This window comes from Psychrobacter sp. P2G3 (genome assembly GCF_001593285.1).
GTDB lineage: Bacteria > Pseudomonadota > Gammaproteobacteria > Pseudomonadales > Moraxellaceae > Psychrobacter.
Window position 1 is genome coordinate 1,817,029 of the sequence record NZ_CP012529.1, and the last position, 25,105, is coordinate 1,842,133.

Annotated in this window: 19 protein-coding genes; 8 read left to right on the plus strand and 11 right to left on the minus strand. The window is 41.1% G+C overall.

All coding sequences use genetic code 11. The features are described 5' to 3' along the window. Positions 1-117 precede the first annotated feature (117 nt). On the minus strand, positions 118-816 hold the full coding sequence (locus AK823_RS07455) for a DUF938 domain-containing protein (RefSeq protein ID WP_068327885.1): 699 nt from the start codon (positions 814-816) through the stop codon (positions 118-120). A 245-nt stretch (positions 817-1,061) separates the two neighbouring features. Between AK823_RS07455 and AK823_RS07460 the strand changes: the two genes are divergently transcribed. Together AK823_RS07460 and AK823_RS07465 are read left to right on the plus strand one after the other, a co-directional pair. Beyond that, positions 1,062-1,253: a DNA gyrase inhibitor YacG gene (locus AK823_RS07460; protein ID WP_068035953.1), complete on the plus strand. Its 192-nt coding sequence runs from the start codon at positions 1,062-1,064 to the stop codon at positions 1,251-1,253. Positions 1,254-1,334: 81 nt separating this feature from the next. Further along, positions 1,335-2,516 carry an aspartate aminotransferase family protein gene (locus AK823_RS07465; RefSeq protein WP_068327887.1) on the plus strand — a complete coding sequence of 394 codons (1,182 nt, stop codon included), beginning with the start codon at positions 1,335-1,337 and terminating at the stop codon, positions 2,514-2,516. Positions 2,517-2,624: 108 nt separating this feature from the next. Here AK823_RS07465 and AK823_RS07470 read toward each other — a convergent pair whose 3' ends face one another. From AK823_RS07470 to AK823_RS07490, 5 genes are all read right to left on the minus strand, one after another. Continuing rightward, the gene (locus AK823_RS07470) at positions 2,625-3,524 is read right to left on the minus strand and encodes a LysR family transcriptional regulator (RefSeq protein ID WP_068327889.1); all 900 of its coding nucleotides are present in this window, start codon (positions 3,522-3,524) and stop codon (positions 2,625-2,627) included. A gap of 396 nt (positions 3,525-3,920) precedes the next feature. Then, positions 3,921-6,020 carry a DNA polymerase III subunit gamma/tau gene (gene dnaX / locus AK823_RS07475; protein WP_068327892.1) on the minus strand — a complete coding sequence of 700 codons (2,100 nt, stop codon included), beginning with the start codon at positions 6,018-6,020 and terminating at the stop codon, positions 3,921-3,923. A 171-nt stretch (positions 6,021-6,191) separates the two neighbouring features. After that, positions 6,192-7,727: a lysine--tRNA ligase gene (lysS, locus tag AK823_RS07480; protein ID WP_068327894.1), complete on the minus strand. Its 1,536-nt coding sequence runs from the start codon at positions 7,725-7,727 to the stop codon at positions 6,192-6,194. A 122-nt stretch (positions 7,728-7,849) separates the two neighbouring features. Further along, positions 7,850-8,938: a peptide chain release factor 1 gene (prfA, locus tag AK823_RS07485; RefSeq protein WP_068327897.1), complete on the minus strand. Its 1,089-nt coding sequence runs from the start codon at positions 8,936-8,938 to the stop codon at positions 7,850-7,852. A 207-nt stretch (positions 8,939-9,145) separates the two neighbouring features. After that, a complete protein-coding gene (locus AK823_RS07490) occupies positions 9,146-10,291 on the minus strand; it encodes a beta-ketoacyl-ACP synthase III (protein ID WP_068327899.1) in 1,146 nt (381 codons plus the stop codon). 268 nt (positions 10,292-10,559) lie between these two features. Between AK823_RS07490 and pnuC the strand changes: the two genes are divergently transcribed. The 5 genes from pnuC to creD all read left to right on the plus strand — a co-directional run bounded on the left by pnuC (position 10,560) and on the right by creD (position 15,485). After that, positions 10,560-11,270: a nicotinamide riboside transporter PnuC gene (pnuC, locus tag AK823_RS07495; protein ID WP_068327903.1), complete on the plus strand. Its 711-nt coding sequence runs from the start codon at positions 10,560-10,562 to the stop codon at positions 11,268-11,270. Further along, positions 11,221-11,847, plus strand: a complete 627-nt coding sequence (locus AK823_RS07500) for an ATP-binding protein (protein ID WP_068327905.1) — start codon at positions 11,221-11,223, stop codon at positions 11,845-11,847. Before pnuC ends, AK823_RS07500 begins: the two co-directional genes overlap by 50 nt. Before the next feature lie 99 nt (positions 11,848-11,946). After that, positions 11,947-12,885 carry a DMT family transporter gene (locus tag AK823_RS07505; protein WP_068327907.1) on the plus strand — a complete coding sequence of 313 codons (939 nt, stop codon included), beginning with the start codon at positions 11,947-11,949 and terminating at the stop codon, positions 12,883-12,885. Between the two features lie 155 nt (positions 12,886-13,040). Then, a complete protein-coding gene (locus AK823_RS07510) occupies positions 13,041-13,412 on the plus strand; it encodes an MliC family protein (protein WP_068327910.1) in 372 nt (123 codons plus the stop codon). Positions 13,413-13,775: 363 nt separating this feature from the next. Beyond that, complete coding sequence (gene creD / locus AK823_RS07520; protein WP_068327914.1) at positions 13,776-15,485, plus strand: cell envelope integrity protein CreD; 1,710 nt, start codon at positions 13,776-13,778, stop codon at positions 15,483-15,485. A gap of 124 nt (positions 15,486-15,609) precedes the next feature. Here creD and AK823_RS07525 read toward each other — a convergent pair whose 3' ends face one another. Next, on the minus strand, positions 15,610-16,209 hold the full coding sequence (locus tag AK823_RS07525) for a class I SAM-dependent methyltransferase (protein WP_068327915.1): 600 nt from the start codon (positions 16,207-16,209) through the stop codon (positions 15,610-15,612). Between the two features lie 406 nt (positions 16,210-16,615). Here AK823_RS07525 and AK823_RS07530 point away from each other — a divergent pair, with 406 nt between their 5' ends. Beyond that, positions 16,616-17,203, plus strand: a complete 588-nt coding sequence (locus AK823_RS07530) for a cytochrome b (protein WP_068327916.1) — start codon at positions 16,616-16,618, stop codon at positions 17,201-17,203. A 210-nt stretch (positions 17,204-17,413) separates the two neighbouring features. Here the strand turns inward: AK823_RS07530 and AK823_RS07535 are convergent, their stop codons facing one another. The 4 genes from AK823_RS07535 to AK823_RS07550 all read right to left on the minus strand — a co-directional run bounded on the left by AK823_RS07535 (position 17,414) and on the right by AK823_RS07550 (position 25,101). Continuing rightward, the gene (locus AK823_RS07535; RefSeq protein ID WP_068327918.1) at positions 17,414-18,787 is read right to left on the minus strand and encodes a PKD domain-containing protein; all 1,374 of its coding nucleotides are present in this window, start codon (positions 18,785-18,787) and stop codon (positions 17,414-17,416) included. Between the two features lie 509 nt (positions 18,788-19,296). After that, a complete protein-coding gene (locus AK823_RS07540; RefSeq protein WP_203226607.1) occupies positions 19,297-19,782 on the minus strand; it encodes an MFS transporter in 486 nt (161 codons plus the stop codon). A 484-nt stretch (positions 19,783-20,266) separates the two neighbouring features. After that, a complete protein-coding gene (gene hrpA / locus AK823_RS07545; RefSeq protein WP_228138826.1) occupies positions 20,267-24,550 on the minus strand; it encodes an ATP-dependent RNA helicase HrpA in 4,284 nt (1,427 codons plus the stop codon). Between the two features lie 233 nt (positions 24,551-24,783). After that, positions 24,784-25,101, minus strand: coding sequence for a hypothetical protein (locus tag AK823_RS07550; protein ID WP_068327921.1), 318 nt, complete (start codon positions 25,099-25,101; stop codon positions 24,784-24,786). Positions 25,102-25,105: the final 4 nt, after the last annotated feature.

The following is a 25,105-nucleotide window of genomic DNA, read 5'->3' on the forward strand; positions in this document are numbered from 1 at the left end:
CCTTTGGAGCGGTTTTTTTAATATTTAATTTTGTTTGCTTAGGCTATTTCATATGGCTTATATTTTAGGGTTGTTGAGTAACTTTTATCGTTTATGTTTTAATCATTTCCACTTAGGCTATTTTTTATCGTTAACGCTATCTTCCTCTGCAAACCAATTATCAAACCTAGTTTTATAACCTTCAGGCTTGGTCATTGTTAACTGCCAGCATGTCTCTCCACGAGCCAAGTACTTTACCTCAAAGTGCGTACGCTGGTTATCAGATGGCACCTTATGACGCCTGTTTGGCAATTGCCAAATACTCAATGCTTGCTGTTCTGCATTATCCATATAAGATTCTATATTAGTCGCTAAAATGACTTCACCACCTACTTGCAAGCGTGATAATAAAAATTCAAAAAATGGCATATTCAGCCATTGCTGATTAGGATTGTGTTGTTCAGGGTTTGGATATAGCAGATAGATACTTGCAAGACTATCAGGAGGGATAGCGTGTACAGTCCATGCAATAGCATCAGCATGTATTGGAGTTAGGTTGTCCAGCAGCTGTTGATTAAATAGTTTGGTAAAAGCTTCAAACTTATTACGTGTGCGCTCAATAGCAATCAAATGCTTCTTAGGATGTACTGCTGCGAAACTTAACGCATGCTTGCCCTTCCCTGCGCCAATCTCCAATATTAATGGCAACTTATCGCTATCATCTTTAGTAGCTGTATTTTGGACAACCTCTGGAATAAAAAAGTCGCGCGGGGCTGAGAGCTTTTCTGGTTGGAATGCACGTACTTTCTTGTGTGAAAGCGGTTGCTCACGATTCATCAGTTATCCTTGCTTTGTTCGTTGTAATTTTTGATAAAGTGTCAATTTAAATAAAGGTCTAATTATACTGCAGAATAAATAGAGGTGTTATTGCTATAACCTATACAATGCTACAGAAATATCACCAAAGTTAGTTTGATATACCCTGCTCTATATTTGTCTTTTTTTGACCGCGTGCTATTATAACGGCTCTTGTTCACTGATCATACTTTCCTTCATAACCATGAGGCTAACCTCACTTCATTATGACGCAATCTACCCCCAACTCCACACCCAAAACTTACCCATGTCCATGTTGCGGCACTAAAACTGCTTGGCAAGACAATAAGTTTAAGCCCTTTTGTAGTGAGCGCTGTAAGCTTATTGACCTTGGCGCTTGGGCGAATGAAGATTATAGCTTGCCTGCTGAGTCTACGCCATTTTCTGATGAATTTTAACTTGTTGTGATCCGTATATAGTGCCATATTATATGGCTCGTTTTGCGTAACTCATTACCTTAATAATCCAAGGATGTCTGCATGTCAGCTACTTATCTGATGCCTACCTATAATCGTCAGCCGATCAGCTTTACCCGTGGTTCAGGGAGCTGGCTATATACCAAAGATGATACTCCGTATTTAGATGCGCTCACTGGCATCGCAGTATGCGGTTTAGGGCATTGCCATCCACAAGTGACTAATGCTATTCAACAGCAAGCAGCTACCTTAGTTCATACCAGTAATTTATTTGGTATTGACTGGCAAGAGCGCGCGGGAGAAGCGCTTTGTGTTGCTGCGCAAATGGATAGTGTGTTTTTTGCCAATAGTGGTGCCGAAGCTAACGAAGCTGCACTAAAACTTGCAAGGTTATATGCTCACCAGCAAGGCTTCAAGCGTCCAAAGGTCATCGTCATGGAGCAATCATTCCACGGTCGTACTTTATTATCATTATCAGCGACCGCCAATCCTAAAGCGCGTGAAGGTTTTTTTACCTTAGATGATGACTTTATCCGTGTGCCGTTTGGTGACATTGCAGCTATCAAGCAAGCCGCTCAAGTTCACGATGATATTTGTGCAATATTCGTAGAGCCTATTCAAGGTGAAGGCGGCCTTAATACTGCAGCTAATGGCTTTACCTATCTGGAAGAGCTACAAGCGGAATGTGACGCACACAACTGGCTCTTTATGATCGATGAAGTACAGACCGGTAACGGCCGCACGGGCAAATACTTTGCTTATCAACATAGCAACGCCCGCCCTGATGTATTGACTACCGCTAAAGGCCTTGGTAATGGTTTTCCAGTCGGGGCGTGTATGGTACGCGGACGTGCTAATGGCTTGTTTGGTGCAGGTAGTCATGGCTCTACCTATGGCGGTACACCGCTTGCAAGTCGCGTAGTACACAGCGTCTATGATGTGTTAACAAATAGCGGCATAATGAAAAACGCGGTAACCGAAGGTCAGTTTATTCGTAAAAGCATAACAGACGAATTGCAACAGTATGGCGTCAGTAGCCGCGGTGCTGGAATGATGATAGGTATTGCCTTGCCTGATACCATGGACTGTAGTCAGCTGGTTGACCATGCACGCGATGAGCAAAAACTAATCATCAATGTCACTGGTGGTCATGTTGTGCGCTTATTACCGCCATTAAATATAAGCCGTATTGAAAGCCGGCAAGTCGTTGAGCGTTTGATTAATCTATTCAAACCGTTATTTTAAACAATACTTTTTGCAGTTGTAACTCAATTTTAGATACGAAAGAGCCCTTAAATCAATATTAATTTAAGGGCTCTTTTTACGTTTTTTTAACTTAGACTACATTAACCATTAACAAGCATGAAAATATTTTTTCAACACTTCTAAACAGCGAGTAATCTTTGCAGGTTGCTGTTCACGGTTTAAGGTGACTGCATATAATACAAAGCTCGGTAATTGATAGCCGGTTAATACTTCGACCAAATCACCGCTTTCTAACTCTTTTCTAACATCCATCTCCATCATCCTAACCAAACCATGACCCTCTTTAGCCAAGGTAGTAGCCATAAAGACATTGTTAGTATGGATACGGGAGTTCATCTTTGTACGTGTTTTCTTACCTGTTTCAGTCTGGGTAAGATCGACTTGATTAGAATCTTTCATGATATCAATACAAATCAGCTGATGTTCAGCGAGATCTTTGGGGCTCGTAAGCTTTTTATGCTGACGCAGATACTGGGGTGAAGCAATAAGCACTTGTCGCACATCTGTCAGCGGATGGCTACTCAACGTAGAGTCATTAATCGTTGGACTCATACGTATCGCAATATCAATACGCTCATCAATCATATCGATATAATGATTGTCTGCCAGATAAGTAATACTTAAGTCATCGTGCGCAGCCATCCATGTAGATAAAGCTGGCAAAATATGATTTACGCCAAGTTCTGGTGTAGTAGCAATACGCAAACTACCCGCTAACTCATCGCGCAACTGATTGACTTTAATTCTACCTTGCTCTGCAGCACTAACCACATCTCTTGCTGCTTCATAAAAACTTTCACCAGCTTCGGTCAAGCTTAGCTTACGAGTAGAGCGATGCAATAACACCACACCTAACTCATTTTCTAATGACCGAATTTGCTGACTAACTGCGCTAGTTGTGATACCAAGCTCACGAGCTGATCCACTAAAAGAGCCATGTCCGACCACACTGGCAAACACGGCCATACCGCGTAAATTATCTAACATACTCTCACCTGATAAATTTTCTAATTTTTAATATAACTTAATCAGTATAGCTGATTTTATATATTTTTCATATTACCATACGTCAGTATGATTAATTATTGGTATATAAAAATATCAACAACATCAATATCTTGGTGTTTGACTATGATAATTTGTTGTTAGACAATATTACTCAACTGTTGCTTTAATCATTGAAATTTTCAAAAAAAATTTTAGTTGACTGTTTAATATAAATTAACATTCTACTCGATAGATAATTTAAGCATATATATGAAAGTTAAACATGAACATCGAGTATGTTTAAAATATTAATGTCTAATAATTGGGTAAAAAATAACATATCAAATCAGCATATCATGCTGATAAAATTATTTACTGAAAAATATATGTTGGATGTTAGATCAGCTTAACTTTACCCATTTTTCCTTCACCACGAGACAATAAATACTGCATGACAGGCGACTCAAGTAGCATGGTTTCCGCAACTGAGGTCGCTTGCTCAACCCGTTGGCGCTGACGACGTTCAGGCGTTTTATTCTCATCCTGCATCACACTATTGTCTACCTGTAAGCTGATATCCGCCTCTGGGAATTGTTGCTGGAGCTTGGTAGCCAGCTCTTGAAAGGTTGCTTGTAAATGCTTGCTATCGACACCGGTCACAAATATTGCTTCGCCATTGCAACTACCTGTCATCATACCTTGACGAGCAAGTGCCAGCTCATCTTGAGCAAGATTGCCATCCTCACGAGCTTCTTGTAACCAATAGTCCCACTTCTCTGGCGTCCATTCTCCCATGAGCTCTTGCACTGGACAACGTAGTAAAGTACGTGGGTCATCAGATTGTGAGATTAACTGAGAATCATTTCGACTCGGCTCAGCAATTGGTTCAGGCTCAGCAATTGGTTCAGGCTCAGCAATTGGTTCAGGCTCAGCAATTGGTTCAGGCTCAGCAATTGGTTCAGGCTCAGCAATTGGTTCAGGCTCAGCAATTGGTTCAGGCTCAGCAATTGGTTCAGGCTCAGCAATTGGTTCAGGCTCAGCAATTGGTTCAGGCTCTACGCTATCGTTAATTGATGACTCATAAGATTGAGGCAAGTTAGAAAAATTATCTATAACAATATTAGTATCAGCCATTTTGATAGACTGATTAATATTGGCTGTATCTGTTGCAAATGCACTTTCTGAGAAGTGAGCTTCATTGCCCGTCATCTTATTAGCACTTTGCTCAACGCTATTAACTTCCTCACTAATAATAGCTTGCTCATGAACATTACTGACATTATCAAGATTATAAGGTTGCGGTTCGTGCAATGATGCAACATGACCTACAGGAGCTATAGGTTCTGATATATCTGTTGAGCTAGTTGACTCAATAGAATGAGACTTTAAGACTTCATCAATAGGTAATGGGCGAAACGCTAATAGACGTAAGATACACATTTCAAGTGCTTGCATTGGCGTACTAGCAAGCTTGATACCTTCGCGTGCTTGTACTACGATTTCATAATACAACTGCAAAACATCAGGACTAATATGTTGGGCAAGTGCATTAATATCTTGTGCTTGCGCTTCATTTACATTTAAAGCGACTTCCGGTAATAGCTGCGTCAAGGCTAATTGATGCAGTAGTTCAGCGAGTCCATCAAACATGCTAGTGGCATCGACCATTTGCGCGCGCATCTGCTCAATATGAGCGGCAACTGCAGACTTATCATGGTTGTAAATATCAGTAATCAAGCTTACCAAATCAGCGGCATCGATTAAGCCAAGCATGGCATTAACTGTCACATCATCAAGCGCACCTTGACCAAAGGCAATCGCCTGATCGGTAAGAGACAGCGCATCACGTACGGAGCCTTTTGCAGCACTTGCCAGCTGCCAAAGTGCAGGCTGCGTATAGGCAACTTGTTCTTGAGTCAAAACGTTTGCTAAATGCTCACTAAGCAATGTCTGCGGCAAAGGACGCAGCACAAACTGTAAACAGCGCGAGATAATAGTAATCGGCAGTTTTTGCGGATCGGTGGTCGCAAGTAGAAACTTAACGTGCTCTGGTGGCTCTTCTAAGGTTTTGAGTAGCGCATTAAAGCTGTGCGTAGACAGCATATGCACCTCATCAATAAGGTACACTTTATAGCGGCCTTGGCTTGGCGCATAAGGAACATTATCAAGTAGCTCACGTGTGTCTTCAACTTTGGTACGCGAGGCTGCATCAATCTCAATTAGATCGATAAAACGACCTTGATCGATGGCGACACAATTATCACAAACACCGCAAGGCGTACTGGTCACGCCAGTATCACAGTTCAAACACTTAGACAAAATACGAGCAATCGTGGTTTTACCAACGCCACGTGTCCCAGTAAACAGATAAGCATGATGCAGACGATTATAATCAATCGCGTTAATCAACGCTTGAGAGACGTGCGTTTGCCCAATTAACTCATGGAAGTTTTTGGGGCGGTATTTACGCGCTAGAACTTGATATTGCTGCGACATAGCTATCCATTGTGCCAAGTGGTTAGAATTCTTATTTTGAGTATGCTTTTTTGAGTGCTTATTATAGCAAAAAGCCAGCGCATTCGTCTGGCTTCTTGCTGGTTCAAAAATGACTTAACGTCCGCTCAATAATCAATTCTAATTAAAGATTAATTAAAGACCGATTAACCACTAATCATTTTTGCGGCGCATATGTGGAAATAAAATCACATCACGGATGCTGGCAGAGTCAGTAAATAGCATGACCAAACGATCAATACCGATACCCTCACCTGCTGTCGGTGGTAAACCGTAAGATAAGGCTTCAATATACTCTTCATCAAAATGCATAGCTTCCACATCGCCAGCGTCTTTTTCAGCGACTTGACCACGGAAACGTTCTGCCTGATCAGCCGGATCATTAAGCTCACTAAAGCCATTAGCCAATTCACGACCACCAATGAATAGCTCAAAACGATCGGTAATTTCAGGATTATCATCGTTGCGACGTGCTAACGGTGAAGTCTCAGCAGGATATTCTGTAATGAACGTTGGCTGACGTAATTGATGCTCCGCTGTCTCTTCGAAGATGATAGTAATTAGTTTACCGATACCAAAGACGTCTTTTACTGGTTGCTTAAGCGTGTTCGCTACATAATCCGCTAAGTAATCACGGTCATTGATACGCGACATATCAAAGTCTTCAGCATATTGCGCAATAGCATCTGACATTGATAGACGTGCAAATGGCGCTTGTAGGCTGATACTTTCTTCTTGATAAGTAATTTCAGTAGTGCCTAAAATGTCCATCGCCAGCTTATTAAATAGACGCTCGGTTAAATCCATCAAATCATGATAATCAGCATAGGCCTGATAAAACTCAATCATGGTGAATTCAGGATTATGGCGCGTGGATACACCTTCGTTACGGAAGCTGCGGTTAATCTCAAATACTTTTTCAAAACCACCAACGACCAAGCGTTTTAGGTAAAGCTCAGGAGCGATACGTAGATACAACGGCATATCTAGCGCATTGTGATGCGTCACAAATGGACGCGCAACGGCACCACCTGGGATAGGATGCATCATCGGCGTCTCGACTTCCATGAAGCGCTCATTCAACATAAACTGACGAATGCCGCTGATCACTTGACTGCGAATCACAAACGTATCACGAGTCGTCTCATTGGTCATCAAATCAAGATGACGATTGCGATAACGCGCTTCTATGTCAGCTAAGCCATGAAACTTATTTGGCATTGGGCGTAGTGATTTGGTCAGTAAATTAAACTTTTCAATATGCACATATAAATCGCCTTTACCTGAGCGACCAATATAGCCTGATACGCCAACGATATCGCCTAAGTCTAACGACTTGATGCTCGCGAGCGTCTCTGGATCCAACTCTTTACGTGCTACATATAACTGAATACGACCAGTCATATCTTGAATGACAATAAATGCCCCGCGGTTCAGCATGACGCGCCCAGCCACATTGACCTGTGTTTTTTCACCTTTAGCAGCGTTATCTTCAATCTCTTGCTTTGATACGCCTTCAAAGGCTGCTTGCAAGTCTTGCGCATAATCAGTGCGTTTAAACTGATTTGGATAAGGCTGTTTGCCCGAAGCGCTAATATCATCTAGCTTAGCTTGTAGTTGGAGGATAAGCTCATTCGCTTCTTCTAAAGTTGGGGCTTGGTCTTGGTTTGGGTTGTTGGGCTTTGACATAACACTCTCAAAATTGTTGGATAATTAAATGCACACATTAAAATAATAAATTTATCTTGATGACGAGCTGCTGATTATCATGATAATGGCTGGTAGATTTATTTTACTAGCTACTTATTTTCTTACTCACCGCCGATACTGGCCATCAAGTCCGCTTGATGCTCACGTAATAGTGAGTCTAGAATCTCATCCAAATCACCTTCCATAATTGAATCAAGCTTATATAAAGTCAGATTGATACGATGGTCAGTCATACGCCCTTGCGGAAAGTTATAGGTACGGATACGCTCTGAGCGATCACCACTACCGACTAAGTCACGACGGATAGAATCTGCTACATCGACTTGCGCTTGAACTTTAGCTTGTTGAATTTTAGAAATCAGCATTTTCATAGCATGAGCACGGTTTTTATGCTGACTGCGTTCTTGCTGACACTCTACCACGGTACCGGTAGGAATGTGAGTTAAGCGTACGGCTGAGTCAGTAGTGTTAACGTGCTGACCACCTGCGCCACTGGAGCGAAACGTATCCATTTTTAGATCTGCAGGATTGATATCAACGCTGTCATCGATTTCAACTTCTGGCATTACTGCAACGGTACAAGCTGAGGTATGTACACGGCCTTGACTTTCAGTCTCGGGTACACGCTGCACACGGTGAGCGCCTGATTCAAACTTTAGACGACCATATACACTGTTGCCTGACACACGACTGATAATTTCTTTATAGCCGCCATGCTCACCTTCATTAGCTGACAGCACTTCCACCGTCCAGCCTTGAGTTTGCGCGTACTTTTGGTACATGCGGAACAAATCACCAGAGAATATTGCCGCTTCATCACCGCCTGTACCCGCTCGAATCTCTAGAAATGCTGGTACTTTATCATTGGGATCTTTTGGCAGCATCATGACGTTGAGCGCCTCTTCCATCTCTACGATGGTATTTCGGGCGTTATCAATCTCATCCTGCATCATCTCTTTCATTTCAGGGTCTGAGGCGTCCGCTAGCATACTTTCAGCATCAGCTTGATCGGCTTCTGCACGGCCATAATTCAACCACAAAGTAGTGATTTCCATCAAGTCACTGTGTTCAACCGACAGCTCACGGAATTTATTATTATCGCTGATAACACTAGGATCGGACAATAAAGCGGTAACCTCTTCATAGCGGTCTACCATCTGGTCTAAGCGCAAGCGCAAGGATTCTTTCATAAAAGGGCTTTTTCAAATGAGGGAAATAAGATGGCGATTATAGCAAATTTTTGCAGTGAAATTAAAACCACTGCGTAAACTTAAGCTTTATACCGATAAATAGCGCTAAATTTGCCCAAAATATAAATTTTTAACCATAAAAAATAGCCAAGATTGCTCTTGGCTATTTTATTTAATATAAGACTGGGCAGTCAAATAAGGCTAATTTTAAACCTTACGTACTATTACTGAACCAATAGAGTAACCTGCACCGAATGAGCAAATCACGCCCAAATCGCCAGATTTCAAATCATCTTTATGACGGTGAAAGACCACCATCGGGCTTGATGAGCTAGTATTAGCAAATTCAGCGATAACGCTTGGTACGATAGCTTTATCCGCCTCTTTGCCCATTACCGTACGCAAAATAAGATCGAGCATATTGGCATTGGCTTGGTGTAGCCACATCATTTTGACTTCACTTGGCTCAAAATCATTCTCTTGTAGATGCTGGAGTATAATTTCCGAGACTTTCGGGCAGACTTCACGGAATACCTTGCGACCATTTTGTAAGAACAACTTATCCGTTACTGGCTCTTTGATATCAGGATACATTTGCGTTTCAGCCGCCAAGAACTCTGAGCGATCCATAAAGCCGTATTCGTTTTTGATATTAGTTGAGAATTCAGTAAATAGTTTACTGCTTAAAATCTCATAGCCTTTAGGCGTGTCCAACTCTTCTACAATACAAGCAGTTGCGACATCACCAAAAATAAAGTGACTGTCACGATTACGCCAGTTTAAATGTGCGGAGGTAATCTCAACGTTCACTACAGCGACACGTTTAGCGAGACCAGATGCAATAGAACCATGTGCTTGTGATAGTCCGAAAGTCGCGGCACTACAAGCAACGTTCATGTCATAAGCATAGCCGCCAACCATCCCAATTTCTTTTTGAATCTCAATAGCGACTGCAGGATAAGTGCGCTGAAAGTTTGAGCAGGCAAGTATAATACCGTCTAAATCATTGGCTTCGAGTCCTGCATCAGCAAGCGCGTCTTTGAGGGCTGCTGCACCCATTTCGGCCATAATAGACAGCTCTTCGCCCAGATTACGATAAGCGATGACTGGTGCCATAATTTCAGGATTTAAAATACCGGCTTTTTCCATCACATAACGTGATTTAATGCCCGATACTTTTTCAATGAATTCGGCTGATGAATGTTGAAGTGCAGGAATAGTGTCATTGGCTATCTCGTCAGCATGTTGCTCGTTATAATTGTCAACATACTGGTTAAATGACTCTACTAGCTCTTCATTACTGATGCTAAAGGGTGGTATATACAGGCCAGTGCCGGTGATACAAGTCGTCATGATAAGCTTCCTTGTCTACTACTATTTGGCTTATGAATAAGCGTAAAAAAAGAGAAAATAGCGCAAGTCTAATTTCGGTGAATAACTGTAAACTTAAAATCGATGTCTTTATTATGCCTGAATATTATTATTTTTCTAATACTTTGTTACAAATAATCAATTTCACGTCAATAATTGGCAAAGGCTGACGTCATCGCTGCCTAGCTACTATATAATTAACCTCAATAAAAATTATTTAATTTTGTCAAAATAATAGCTAGGGAACATAATGGAAGATCTTCTTAATTGGTTATTCGGACAGTACGCCGACTATCCTACACTCTTTATTATACTCGAAATCATTGGCGTTATATTTGGCGTTGCTAGTGTGTTACTTGCCCGCAAGCTCAATGTGCTGGTCTTCCCTATTGGTCTGGTTAGTACTGCTATTTTTGTGTATTTGTTATGGGAATGGCAACTGTTCGGGGACATGTTTATCAATGCTTATTACACAGTGATGGGCTTATACGGCTGGTTTAATTGGTCAAAAAACAAAGAGGCAGTTAAAGAGAACGATAAAGGTGCTAGTCAAGACGAAATCAGTATTGAGCATATCCAATCAAGTGATTTGCCAATCATGGCATTATTAGCGACTGCTACGGTTGCCTTTGTGGCATTGGTTTATTATTTCCGTCCCGTGATCAACAATGGCTTTAGCTTCGATGGCGCAGTACTAGGGATGCATTTATTTACTTGGGTTGATTATACCGATATGCTGACCACCGCGCTGTTCTTGATAGCTATGTGGCTGATGGCAAGTCGTAAAATCGAGCATTGGCTGCTATGGATAGTCGCTGATGCTATTTCAGTTCCGTTATATTTCTATAAAGGCCTTACCTTTACCGCACTACAATACGTAGTGTTCACTCTCATCGCAGTTTGGGCATATTATGAATGGCAACGACGCTACCGCATTCAATCTCACGCAGCATACGTATAAATCGGTCATCAAGGTTGCCATCTTAGGTGCAGAAAGCACTGGTAAGACTACTTTATCTCGTGATTTGGCAGCATATTTTGGTAGCCCTTGGGTGCCAGAGTATATGCGTATTTATTTGCAGGAAAAATGGGATAACGAGCAAGTGACATGCACTTGGGACGATTTGTTACCAATTGCCCAAGGTCAAATTGATCTGGAAAATAAACTCACCCAGCAAGCGGCTCAGAACCTGCAACCTAGCCGAAACCCCAATCCCAACCCTGAAACTCAAAAATATCTATTCTGTGATACCAGTTTGTTTGAGCTAATGGTTTACTCTAATTGGTATTATGGTGACTGTCCTGATGCACTCACACAGGCAGCACTGTCACATCATTACGATTTAATACTGCTAACAGCAGTAGATATTCCTTGGGTCGCTGATGACTTGCGAGACAGTCCGTATCAACGTGAAGAGATAAGCGCTTATTTCGAAAGTCAGTTAAATTGTCATGAGAAAAACTTTAAGCGAGTTGGCGGTGATAGAGGAGAACGAGTTCGACAAGTTGTAGAATGTTTAAAAAAATTAGATAGTTGAAATCTTTATGCTTAGGCTATTTTATTAACAATTAATTTATGTTGATAGTCATCAGTCCTGCTATCACCACACTCAAACTATCGTTTATTAGGAATTTTTTTGAAAGCTACGTTATACACGATTATTGCTCTAATAGCCTTTGCCGCAAACTCTCTGCTTTGTAGGATGGCGTTAGCTGAAGGCTATATTGATCCTTGGAATTTTACTATTATTCGCCTATTAGGTGGTGCTGTTTGCCTTGCAATAATCATGAGCGTGCATACACGCAAGCTAAAACATAAACACACTGTTAATAGTAATAATACCAATACCGCAGCTATCGCAATTTTAGAAGATCCTATTTTGCAAGACAAGGGCAGCTGGTTCAGCAGTATAAGCTTGGTGGTTTACGCGCTTTGCTTTTCGCTCGCCTATGTGGAGCTTGATACTGGCACTGGCGCGCTTATTTTATTTGCAGCGGTCCAGTTCACGATGATTGGCTGGGGCATCTACCAAAAAGAGCAATTAAGTACAGTGCAATGGGCGGCTCTTTTTATAGCCTTTACAGGTTTTGTTTACTTGATGCTGCCTTCAGCGGCAGTGCCTTCGCTTTTTGGGGCAGTGATTATGGCAATGAGCGGCATTGCATGGGGAATTTACAGTATACGCGGCAAAGCCTGTATATCCCCTCTTCGCGCTACTGGTTTTAACTTTATCAGAAGCCTTGTCGCGCTTCCCCTATTGTTATTGATAGGAATGAGTTATCTAGCAGATGTTAGTACAGAGGGTGTCATATTAGCGGGCGTATCAGGAGCAATCACCTCTGGCGTTGGCTACAGTCTTTGGTATGTAGCGATGCCGTTGTTAAAAAGTACCCAAGCAGCTGTTGTGCAGTTCTGTGTGCCAGTACTGGCAGCAATACTAGGTGTGGTGTTTTTGTCTGAACAATTAACCCTGCAATTTATTATTGCCAGTGTGGTTATTCTAGGTGCTGTCTCGGTGTTTGTTTTAAACAAGAAAAAACCTAAACTCTCTATTCAAATAAAAACCAGTGAATAGTCGCTCGCATTAATGAAAAAAACCGTTTAGGCAATACCTTGAAACACTTTGAATACCATATTAATGGTAAACAACAACGCGAAAAAAAACGCTATATTGTAATATACTGCTTTACATCTCAAACGATAAATTTACCAACATTATTGAGGATTATTATGAAAAAATTATTAGCCGTAGCACCTTTCGCAGTATTATTGTCAGCCTGTGCAACTAACGCACCAACTGTTACAACACCGACTACCAATGCTCAACAAGTCGTTCAATCATTTACATGTGAAGACGAGGGTGTCATTACTGCTACTTACGCAGCGAATGGTCAAGCTGCAGACTTAAATGTTACTTTGCCTAAAGTTGGCTTGAGCAATGCAAAAATCACAATGAAACAAGCTGTATCGGGTTCTGGCGCTCGTTATGTCAACGATGTTAATCCTAAAACGACTTACGATTGGCAGACTAAAGCTGATTTTGGCATCATGACTGTAAAATCTGATAACGGTCAACAATATCAAGTTAATTGTAATATCTAATTAATAATAACAATCGTAGTTATTACAAATAGCCATTAGGAAAAGCCCGCGTAATGTATTACGCGGGCTTTTTGCGCATTACTTATAACGTTTTGATGACACTTTTTCAACAGCGCTTTATAGCAGCTCTGTTTAATAAAGGAACGAATCCCGACGTTAAAAATATGGCGAAATTTCCTTTATTAAAAGCTGTCTTTTTATTTCAAACAATGATGACGTGCAACCATGTATGAACAAAGCTTATATTTCCATAAACTTTCCATCTAATCTACATATGTTCTCTCTATACCCTCTCTATGATGTTATCTAATCCATTGACAATATTAGTAGCCGTCGATTCAAACATCATTTAGAGGAATGCGCATGCAAAAAACACTGCTTAATAAACTGTATATCATCGTTGGCCTTTGCATAATCTTCGCTGTTGGTCTGACTATGTTTCGCACTGTGATCTCCGAACGACAACATTATGCAGATATCGTCGTAGCAGAGATTGCCGAGCAGCACGTCAATCCGCAAGAGGTTATTACCCCATTTATCGCTATTCCAACCACTGTAACGCCAGAATGCTTAATAGATTCAGAAAACGCTACTAAATGTAAGCCGTCCTATTCAGCCATTGAAACTATCTTTGCGACTCAAACGCAGGCCATAGAAAATCTTAAGGTCAGTACCGACACCTATCAGCGCGGGGTTTATCATGCTACCAGCTACGATGGTAATATAAAATTTGACCAAAACTATGCGTTAGGCCAATACGTTAAGGATTTAAACTATACACCTAGTATCGACCTTAATGCTAATGAAACCCAAGCATCGTTAAATACAGAATTGAATACTGATAAATTACAACCAAAACAGACGGTTTTTCATTGGGACGAAGCCAAGCTAATTATTCCAGTGTCAGACTTACGCGGCGTTGCCATAACACCAACGGTAACCATTAATAACAAGCAAATCAAAGCGACTTACCCGAAAACACCTATGATAAAAGGCTTAACGTACGTTGAAGTTCCTGTTCCTCAAGACATTTTAAATTCTCAAGATATGATAAAGCCATCAAATAACGGTAATTTGGTTGGGCGAAATGGAACAGGTGACATTGGTGATAACTTAGCCAGTCAAAGCTTATCCATTAGCCCTGATAACTCGCAAACTTCTAATCTAAGTAACGATGCTGCTAATGCTGTAGTTAGTAGTACTGAAACTGTCATTAGTGAAGCTGACAAAGCTAGCAAAACTGATGCGCTTAAAACTGGAATGATTAAAATTATAATCGACCTGCCTTTATCCGGCATTAGCAGCCTAAATACGGTACCGACTGGGCAAAGCTTTACGTTAGCCATGCAAAGCAACTGGCATGCACCAAATTTCATTGGAAAAGAGCTGCCAAATATGAAAAACTTTACCTCCAATGGCTTTGAAGCCAACTGGCAAAATGAATATTTGACTGTTGCCAACAATCAACGCCTATCACAATGTTTAAGCACACCTAACAATCAATGTAGCGTCATAAGTAAAGCGGGTAATCCTTTAGGTATTGATGATGTAGTATTGGTAGAAGAAGGCGCAGCAACTTCTAGGAGTGCCAATAGTACCCATCTAAACAGCTTTGGCGTAAGTTTTGCTGAGCCTAATGATGTCTATCTGCAAACTGAGCGTACCTTAAAGTATGCATTGCTATTGATATTGGTCTCGTTCGGTACATTCTTCTTATTTGAAGTGATTAAATCTAGCCGCATCCATCCTATACAGTACTTATTGGTCGGCTGCGCCCTATTAGTCTTTTATGTCTTATTACTGCCGTTAGCTGAGCAAATCTCCTTTTGGAAGGCCTATGCGACTGCAGCGACTGCTTGTGTCGGCCTGATCGGTTGGTACACCTACTATGTGCTCAATGGGGTAAAACGAGCCCTTATTTTTACTGCGATACTAGCAGGACTATACGCTGTCTTTTACGGCATTTTAACAGTAGAAGATTTAAACTTGCTGCTTGGTGCAGTATTCTGCTTCGTTGTACTCGCCAGCGTGATGGTCTTGACTCGTAAAATTGACTGGTATCAAGTCACTTAACTGTCATCAAAAAATGACCAATAAATAACGATCAAAAACATTTATAAAAAACGAATAAAAAAGAGCAAAGGTAGCCTTATGTTACCTTTGCTCTTTTTCTGATATAGCAGTTTCTCTAGCAATTTTACTTTCTTCTACCAACATATTGTACGACAGCACTTAAACCTTGATGATGCTTGCCTTCTGAAATCATACGCTGTTTTTCAACGCCAATAATTTCTTCTAGCTCAGCCAATTCTGTCTGCAAATTTTCTAGTGAATTAAAACGTTCTTTTTGCGCAGCAGGTGGTCCGCCGACGGCTTCCATATCAAGTTGCTGCTCGGTATAAGCCTCGACAATAAACACGCCATTTGGTTTCAATGCTGGTGCAATCTGCGCATGAACGTACTGACTAACAGTTTTAGGCATATGCGCCCAAATAGAGACAATCCCATCCCACTCTCCTACACCAAATTGATAATCGGCCAAATCAGCTATTTGAGTGATGATTTCAACGCCCCGCTCACTAGCCAGTTTCAAGGCTTTATTTAAACCCACATCGGATAAATCCATGGCAGTCACTTGATAGCCTTGCTCAGCTAAAAATACCGCGTTCCTACCTTCGCCTTCTGCCAAACACAGTACTCGTCCACCTGCTGGTATGTGCTGGAACTGCTCTTCCAAAAAATCATTTGGTTCTGTACCAAAAGCAAAGCCTGGTTCGCTGTAGCGTTCGTTCCACATATCGTTTTCCTTTTCTATTTTATTTTATTTAGCATTCTAATTATTATAGTTATATTACCGTGGGTACAACTTCATGGAAACTGTAATTTCGAAGATAAAAATACTAACATTTATAACGGTCATAATTAATCTAGAAATAATTATGCATTGATTAACCTACGCTTGCTAAGCGTAATAGCAATGTAAGAAAAATATAACTAAAATCATATTATAACAATCGAAATAAAACTTTAAATTAAGTTTTTCTTAATATAACCTATCGTACTATTAGAATAACTACATTGATATCAACTCATACTGGTTAAACGTGAGCTATTGAGTACGTAGTTTAACGTGAAAGAAAAACACCTGATTTCAGAGGCATTTTTACAACCTTTCAGAATATTTATAAATTTTAGAGGAATTTATGAGTTTAAAAAATACCAGTTATAACTACGGTACTATAGCAAAATGCTTGCATTGGGGAACGGCTTTATTATTCTTAGGTGCTTATGCGAGCGTTTATTTTCGCCATTGGTTTACGGTAGATGATACGCCTATTAACTGGACGGCACTTCAGCTACATTTATCTTTCGGTGTGAGTATTGCCGTTTTAGTGGTGCTGCGTATTATCTGGCGTATGATGAACCGCACCCCAGACGAAGAACCTGGCACTAAGATGGAACATCTCGCAGCCCATGCTGGACATTTCGCTTTATATGCGGTCTTGATCATTATGCCAGTTACAGGCTATTTAGGTTCTAAAGTGAATACGGAATTTTATTTCTTGTTTGATATTCCGATGTTTGAGAGCACTTCATTGTTCCGATCTGTCATCCGTGATGGGATGGGTATCAGCTATGAGGCATTTGAAGCACCGTTAGATTTCCTTCATAAACAAGTATTCGGTAAATGGTTGGCTTGGATGCTCGTCGTAGGACACATTTTGGCAGCTTTATATCATCACTATGTGAAAAAAGATCGGACGCTTATTAAGATGACGAGTGGGAAGTGAAAGATGGTGTTCTGATAATATTTAATCCTTATCTACTACAGCCCCAAATCTTTTAAACTTATAGCTTACGTAGGCTGAGATTAATGCACCTTTAAAAATAATTATACTCAATAAATCCTGTCTATATTGGTAATAAATACTTTTGTCTAGAACTATAAACAAAAAAAGGGGCTCATAATTGAGCCTCTTTTTTAATTAATAAATTTAATACTAGTTAGTAGATCCGTTTGCTGCATATGAGAAAGTCTGCCCAGTTTCCTTAATTGTAAAAGAGTAATTTAAATTAACTTTATTATTTCTGGTGTGCATTACCTTTAATGCAAAATTAAGTTTCTCGCCTTTTTGAATTACTTTGTTGTTACTTAAATTATCGAAGAAGGCTGAATATTGTGGGTTACTTGAAGTAGCATTTAGGTTAATGATAGTAAAGTTTGACCCTTTAGCTTCTAATACAAATTTGTCTAAAGAAACTCCAACTCCACAACCGTTGCCTACACATGTAGAGGATATATTGAATGATGATGTATTGCTATAAGGTAGTTTTTGAATAGAATCACCAAAGAACCCAGTAGTACTCAAAACAATCTCTGGAGCACTTTGAACAGTAATATTTACATTACTACTTGAGCTTAGGGAGCCGTCTGAGACTTTTAAAGTAAAAACATAATTTCCAGGCTTATCTAGAGTTACATCAGGATTAGCAATAGCACTTTGTAAAGTAACTTTACTTCCTGACGGAACAGAGCTTACAGACCACTGATAACTTAGTTTATCGCTATCAGGATCTATACTTTTACTTCCATCTAATGTAACTGTCTCACCTATTTTTATAGTTTGTGGTGATCCAGCGTTAGATAGTGGAGCAGAATTACCTCGTACTACTTTCACTTTTATAGTTGTCTTTTCGCTAGATAATATTCCATCTGATACAGTTAAACCAACCGTATAAGTACCTACTTTATCAAAAACAACGCTTGGGTTTTGAGATGCTGACATAGATAGCTGTGCTGTACTATCTGATGGTTTTGATTCAATAGTCCAGTTATAGTTTATTGGATCATTATCACTATCAGCACTTGAAGAACCATCTAGAATAACCTTTTTTCCTACCTGTATTTCTTCAGACACATTTGCAATAACAGCTACAGGAGCAGCATTACCTCTTACTACATCAAGTTTAACAATGCTTTCTTGGCTATCTAATTTTCCATCATTAACTATAAGACTTACAATATACTGTCCTTGTAAGTCTGGTTTAAATGTTGGGTTTACGATTGAATCATCAGATAATACAGCCTTACTTCCTTCTGGTTTTTCTTTTATTTTCCATACATAAGTCAACAAGTCTTGGTCTTTATCTATACTCTCAGAGCCATCTAGAGTTACTAAGTCACCTAACGTAATATTTTGATTAATACCTGCTACCGCAACAGGTATATTATTAGATGGCTTAAGAGGAGTTAGAGGAGTAGTTAAATCTGGTGTCGTTACAGATGGAGTTACGGAGGAGGAACTAGAGTCATTACCACAGGCTGTTAAAAATGCTATAGAGGTAGTAAGTAGGCAGAGTTTCATAATTTTCATAACTGTTACATTCCATTTGTTTATTTAATACTAACTCTATACATAAAAAACAAATTTGCAAGAATTTGTTGGCTATATAGAGTTAATTTTGACAAACAAATGTAACTAAGTCGTTCATTATCTAATAATGAACGAATTTAAAAATATTTATTTATTATTTCTATAAGTTAAAGTGTATCAACCATCCCTCATACGACATAAACATAGACTTAATAAGACTTTTTAGCCTCAATAGTAGCGACTATCATGGTTTGAACATTGGACTACGATGACTTGGCTGGGAGGGTTATCAATATAACAGGAACACTCACAATCAGCGATCCAATGGACAAGCAAGGTACAAGCGGATAGCGGGATTGATTGGCTACAACAATTTCAAGAATATCTATAATAACCTTTTAGATGAGGTTGTATTAATAATTCATTGCCTTTGCATAATCTTCAGGTGCAAACTTCATAGTGACCATCAGCATGCTCACCAATATAATAATTAGTATTACCCAAACTGCCTAAAAACTACCGGACCACTCACGCAAAAGCCCAGCGAAGTACAGAATAATCGCAGTAATAATAAAATCAATACCTTGCAAAAATGCCGTCAATGCTCTAGCCAGTCTAGGGGCTGTTAAGTGATCAAGTGCCACTGCAAATGTCAGTGAAAAACAGGCACCAAGACCACAACCAATCATAGCGACCCACAGTACAAACACTGATGCTGGCATTAATATTAAACCTGCAAACCTTACAACTTGGATGCCTACTGCAAAAAGCAACCACAGACTTCTATCTAAACGCGTGGATGAAAGTACGGGCATGCCAAGCACACCTATCATTTGAAAAATAGTCATAATACCGATCAGTTTGCCACTACTTCCTGCGTTCCAGCCTAAACCACGTGTATAAATGGGCAGAAAAGCAATCATAAAAGCATAACCGGCATTGGCCTGTCCAAAGCAGACGGCTAATAACCATACACGGGGATTACTAAAAAAAATTGACTTGTGTCTTTTTCAGAGAAAGCTTCCTTGTGATGTTATGAGCTAGTTCATGTAGGGTGCGCTGAGCGCACTCTACGCGCATTTAGTTTTTTAGTTGAAAGCACTCTAACCACGATTGATATTTGCAAAATCATAGCCTTGACGCTAACCGTGATTGAAGCGGTAGCTTGGTGAACTGTGGGGCATACAGCGCCTTGCACGTCAGAAAATCACAGATTTTCTCTTGCGTTGGGGCAAAGCGGTGCTTTGCTTTATCCCGCCTCAGGTCGCTCAAATGTTGGAACGCTACTGTGTTTAGGCGCTGTGCCCCATACATCATCAACTACAAGCAAAAAGCGCGATTGGCTCCAAAGACTTATAAAATATCAAAATCGGCGGGTTAAGCTTCCACTAACCCACTTCAAAATCCACTTTAAGGCCAACTCTAACGAAAGCTTCCTAGCGCAAGAGAAAATCTATGATTTTCTAGCAATGCAATTTTTTAACGCATCTCATTCCACATCTTACTTAGACGCTTCGGCGATACCGCCATACGAGTTTTCATTGGTTGGGCAAATAGCTGAATGCGATACTCCTCGACCATCCAGCGGTACTCACTGATGGCCGTATCACTAGCACGATTGCTCAATCGCTCCATGTGTAAGTCCAGTGCATAAACGCCATCGAGATCAACTTCAAGATTGTGCTCAAGGCGTTCGATACGAATTTCCAGCGCCTCTAGATAGCGCGGATACTGCTGCCAATGGCTATAATCCATCCGGTAGACAAAGTTGGCTAGATGCAAATCCTCTAACTGGTCTTCGATATCATCGATAGATTCGCCAAATACTTCACGGTCGAGCATCAGCAGACTCTGACGAATACGTTGCCAGCGGGTATAGACGTTTTTGAGGGTTTTGATGACACTTTGACCGGTTAATAAGAAGTTGCTTAATACCACATCGAGCGTTTGGCTATATTCCTCAGGGGTAAACGGCAGCTCTTCGCTCAGTCCAACCGCGATATCATCCGCGCTCTCAGGTAGATCGGCGCTATGATCGAATAAGACATAATGCTCTTCAAGTGCCGCATCTAGTGTGGCATCGATGACGATGGTTTTTAACTTTTCCATATCACCCAGCGGTGCAAATGCCAATTTAAATATCTTATCGACTTGACTGGTCAGCTGTTTTTTCTTGGCGCCAAGCTTACCTTTGATTAATGTCAAGACCCCGATACGGTGTGCCTGCAATGCGGCATTCACATCGGTGTATTGATGAATTGACACCGCCTCACCGGCTTCATCAGCTACGAGTGCAGCAAACTGCTTCATCACCACGCCTGCGCTATGATGGTTTTTGCTAAAGGCAAAATGCTCAGGGAAATCCGTATGCGCGCCTTGCTGCTCATTCACGGCTTGTCTGGTCTCAGAAGCATGACGAATTTGTAGCGTTTGCAGATCACGACCCTTTTCGATAATGCGGTTCTTGTCATCGACTACGCAGATTTGCGGCTGCAAATAACGATCAATGCTAGAAGGATCAAACTTATCAGGCGTGACTGACATAATGCCGCGACGATTTAGCGCTTGGCAAAGCTGCTTAAGCAATCCTTGTCCGCCCTCTGGCTGTAGCTCATCAAATAAGCTATCGGCAGTGTCGGGAATCGGTACGATTTGGCGGCGGATATCCTTGGGCAGAGATTTAAGCAGCTGTAATACCAGCTCATAGCGCCAACCGGGTACGCCCCACAATAGCTCAATCGCATCTAGCTGCGGTAACGCAACGAGTGGCACACGAATGGTCACGCCATCATCATCGCTGGCAGGGTCAAAGATATAACGTAGCGGCAGTTTTAAATCGCCCAACTGCCAGACTTCTGGGAAATCACCTGTGGTCGGTGCTTGGCTGTTAAGGACGTCATCATCGGTAAAGAATAGATATTTGCTATCATTCTTCTCTACCTCTGCGCGCCAATCTTCAAAAGCTTTACGACTGGCAACATGCTCAGGAATCTTTTTATCATAGAACTGGTATAGCGTCTCTTCATCAACGAGCAAATCACGGCGACGCAATTTATCTTCAATGCGTTCAATGTCCGCAATTTTGTCCATATTGTGCTGTAAAAACGGCGCTTGGCGACCAAAGTTACCCGTGACCAGACCATCACGTATAAAGATTTCTCGTGACTCAATCAGATTGACTTGCTCATAGTTGGTCAGCTGCTTACTGATAATAATCAGCCCAAACAGACTAATCTGCGCGTAAGCTTTGACACGTCCCGTCTTCTTCGACCAATGCGGCTCAAAGTAGTGATACTTTAATAAGTTACCTGCCGCTGAAATAATCCATTCTGGTTCAATTTTGGCAACAGTACGCATAAATACTTGCGAGGTTTCGACCACTTCAAAGGCCATGACCCAAGGCGGTACTTGTTTGAACACGGTACTGGCTGGGAAGATTTTGGCCTTTTGCTGGCGAGCAGCAAGATATTCACCGCGATTTTCGGTCTTATGAGCAATCGTAGATAATAAACCTGTTAATAACGCGCGATGCAAATTGGCATATTTAACCGCTTTAAGTTCTTCATCTTCAATCGCGGTAGGGTCGCTAGTCGTATTTTCCAAAAAAGCCTTTTTATCACTCCCTTTATCTGCCTCTTTCACATCAGTCAGCTTAAGCTCAGTGACCATTTGCACCAATTGACGATGGGTTTGACTCCATTCACGTACACGCGGGAAGCTCAAATAGTTTTTCTTCGTAAACTGCTTACGCTGATTACCAGACAGCTTATTGCCATCCTCGTCTTTTTCAAACAGTGCTTTCCACAGACTTAAATAGAATAAAAAGTCAGAGTCATCTTGACGAAATTCTGCATGCTTTTGATCCGCTTGCTGACGTTTATTGGCTGGACGTTCACGTGGGTCTTGCACGGCAAGCGCTGCCACAACGATAAGCATTTCTCGAATACAGTCAAAGTCAGAACCGGCAACCAGCATACGTGCCAGCCTTGGATCAATTGGCATACGTGCCATCTTTTGACCAGTAGGTGTCAGACGTAGATGATCGAGACCTTTTTTTGGTTTTGGCTTGTTGGTTTGCTTAGTAGAAGTTGCTTCATCTTTAGACGTAATCGCCCCTAACTCATCGAGCAATTTATGCCCATCAGTGACCAAGCGGCTATCAGGTGGCTCAATAAAGGCAAAATCATCCACACTACCTAAGCGCAGGTTTGCCATCTGTAAAATAACTGACGCCAAGTTAGTACGCAGAATTTCAGGTTCCGTAAATTCAGGACGACCTGTGAAATCTTCTTCACTATACAGACGAATACAAACACCTGGCGCGACACGACCGCAACGCCCTTTACGCTGATTGGCAGCGGCTTGCGAGATGGCTTCAATCGGCAGACGCTGTACGCGTGAGCGATAAGAATAACGCGAAATCCGCGCAAAGCCTAAGTCAATGACATAGCGAATGCCGGGTACAGTCAATGCAGTCTCAGCAACGTTGGTGGCAATAACGATACGCCGACCGCGACCTGAGGGTTGAAAAATACGCTGCTGCTCTTCATAAGTCTGCCTTGCAAATAGTGGCAGTACTTCGGTATGCTTGGGTCCATGACGTTCAAGCACGTCTTGGAGCTCACGAATCTCTGCTTCAGTGGCGGCAAATATTAAGATATCTGCTTGGTCAGCATGACCTTTATTTTGCGCATCGCTGAAGCATTCTTCAACTGCGGCAACCACCGCACGCGGTAGATTCTCTTCAAAGTCGTCGTAGCTGTCATCATCCGAGCTATTCACCGGCTCATCAGTGAGCGGACGGTAACGAACTTCCACTGGAAAACTACGGCCTTCAACATTAAAAATCGGCGCAGGGACGTTGCGCTTGAGCTTATTATCATAACGGCTAAAGTATTCACTAAAGCGCTTGGTATCAAGCGTTGCTGAGGTAATAATGACTTTTAAATCTGGGCGTTTTGGTAGCAACTTTTTCAGATAACCCATAATAAAGTCAATGTTTAAGCTACGCTCATGCGCTTCATCAATAATAATAGTATCGTATTTACTTAAAAATCGATCATGACCCAATTCCGCCAATAAGATACCATCAGTCATAAGTTTAACGACTGACTGCGGGGTACCTTGTTCATTAAAGCGAATTTTAAAACTGACCGTATTACCAAGCTGCTCGCCCAATTCTTCGGCGATACGGTTTGCCACACTTCTAGCCGCTAGTCGCCTTGGTTGGGTATGCCCTATTTGCCCAGTAATACCGCGTCCTGCCAACATTGCCAATTTCGGCAATTGCGTTGTTTTACCAGAGCCAGTCTCTCCTGCGACGATAATGACTTGGTTATCGATAATAGCCTGAATTAAGTCATCACCACGTTGACTAACGGGTAGATCGAGATTTAACTTAGCAGGTAAATTTTCAGGAATACTATCCATACGTGCTTGCACCGCTTGCTGTGAGCGGGTTTTAATTTTGTCATACTGCGCACGTTTTTTAGCTAGCTCATCAACTGCTTTATTATCAGAATCGCTACTAGCTTTCTTATTCTTAGCAACAGCAGCACGCGCCAGCTCACGCTCTAAGCGACTTAAATAGTAGCTGTCTTTAGCGAGTACTGGTAAATCAGCAGAAATATCAGCTTGAAAAGACGCTTTATCACTGTTTACTGTAATATTTGAATTTTCGTTATTTAAGCTTATAGAGTTATTTGTTTCGCTAGCTGTGTTTTCAATAAGGATTTCTGAGACACTCTTAGAAGTATTGGGCATATTTGCTTAGGCTATTTATTATTTGAAAGTAATTAGATTATGGAGGTAGTCTGGGTATGATTCAAGTTGGTTATAGTGTTTGCTTGGCAACTGCAAAGTCTTTTACCTATTTTCAAAACGCTTATTCAGAAATTCTTCAAGCTCATCAGTCATATCATTAAATTTAATCAGCAATGCCTGTTTGAGAATCATCCAATACGGCTTAAAACTATAAAAACAGCTAGATAGCCAACTCAATCACTACTAGTATAAACAGTCTGTTGACTAGTAGCAGCTCCCGTAAAGAAAGTCTGCAATTTTTGCAGTGGCACTCTAGGAAAAGGTAGGTGTAGCGACAGTATTAACCTCTCAAACGCTACTATCTCATCAGCCAATGCCTTCGCAATGTCAGGTTGAATCTGTGAATTTTCATAAAGATTATCAATCAACCAAGTTAATTGCGGAAAATTGGCATTATTATGAACCTGATAAAGGGTGGGCAATAGATCATCAGAAATTTGGCCACGCGTTTTGCGAATCATGCCGTTTTTGTAGTACATATTTAGAGCCATACTA

Excerpts from the sequence above, each read along its gene's own strand:
- prfA (WP_068327897.1), bottom strand. The coding sequence starts at position 8,938 with ATGAAAGAATCCTTGCGCTTGCGCTTAGACCAGATGGTAGACCGCTAT.
- dnaX (WP_068327892.1), bottom strand. The coding sequence starts at position 6,020 with ATGTCGCAGCAATATCAAGTTCTAGCGCGTAAATACCGCCCCAAAAAC.
- AK823_RS07500 (WP_068327905.1), top strand. The coding sequence starts at position 11,221 with ATGAATGGCAACGACGCTACCGCATTCAATCTCACGCAGCATACGTAT.
- AK823_RS07510 (WP_068327910.1), top strand. The coding sequence starts at position 13,041 with ATGAAAAAATTATTAGCCGTAGCACCTTTCGCAGTATTATTGTCAGCC.
- creD (WP_068327914.1), top strand. The coding sequence starts at position 13,776 with ATGCAAAAAACACTGCTTAATAAACTGTATATCATCGTTGGCCTTTGC.
- AK823_RS07550 (WP_068327921.1), bottom strand. The coding sequence starts at position 25,101 with ATGGCTCTAAATATGTACTACAAAAACGGCATGATTCGCAAAACGCGT.
- AK823_RS07490 (WP_068327899.1), bottom strand. The coding sequence starts at position 10,291 with ATGACGACTTGTATCACCGGCACTGGCCTGTATATACCACCCTTTAGC.
- AK823_RS07530 (WP_068327916.1), top strand. The coding sequence starts at position 16,616 with ATGAGTTTAAAAAATACCAGTTATAACTACGGTACTATAGCAAAATGC.
- AK823_RS07455 (WP_068327885.1), bottom strand. The coding sequence starts at position 816 with ATGAATCGTGAGCAACCGCTTTCACACAAGAAAGTACGTGCATTCCAA.
- pnuC (WP_068327903.1), top strand. The coding sequence starts at position 10,560 with ATGGAAGATCTTCTTAATTGGTTATTCGGACAGTACGCCGACTATCCT.
- AK823_RS07465 (WP_068327887.1), top strand. The coding sequence starts at position 1,335 with ATGTCAGCTACTTATCTGATGCCTACCTATAATCGTCAGCCGATCAGC.
- AK823_RS07535 (WP_068327918.1), bottom strand. The coding sequence starts at position 18,787 with ATGAAAATTATGAAACTCTGCCTACTTACTACCTCTATAGCATTTTTA.
- AK823_RS07470 (WP_068327889.1), bottom strand. The coding sequence starts at position 3,524 with ATGTTAGATAATTTACGCGGTATGGCCGTGTTTGCCAGTGTGGTCGGA.
- AK823_RS07525 (WP_068327915.1), bottom strand. The coding sequence starts at position 16,209 with ATGTGGAACGAACGCTACAGCGAACCAGGCTTTGCTTTTGGTACAGAA.
- hrpA (WP_228138826.1), bottom strand. The coding sequence starts at position 24,550 with ATGCCCAATACTTCTAAGAGTGTCTCAGAAATCCTTATTGAAAACACA.
- AK823_RS07460 (WP_068035953.1), top strand. The coding sequence starts at position 1,062 with ATGACGCAATCTACCCCCAACTCCACACCCAAAACTTACCCATGTCCA.
- lysS (WP_068327894.1), bottom strand. The coding sequence starts at position 7,727 with ATGTCAAAGCCCAACAACCCAAACCAAGACCAAGCCCCAACTTTAGAA.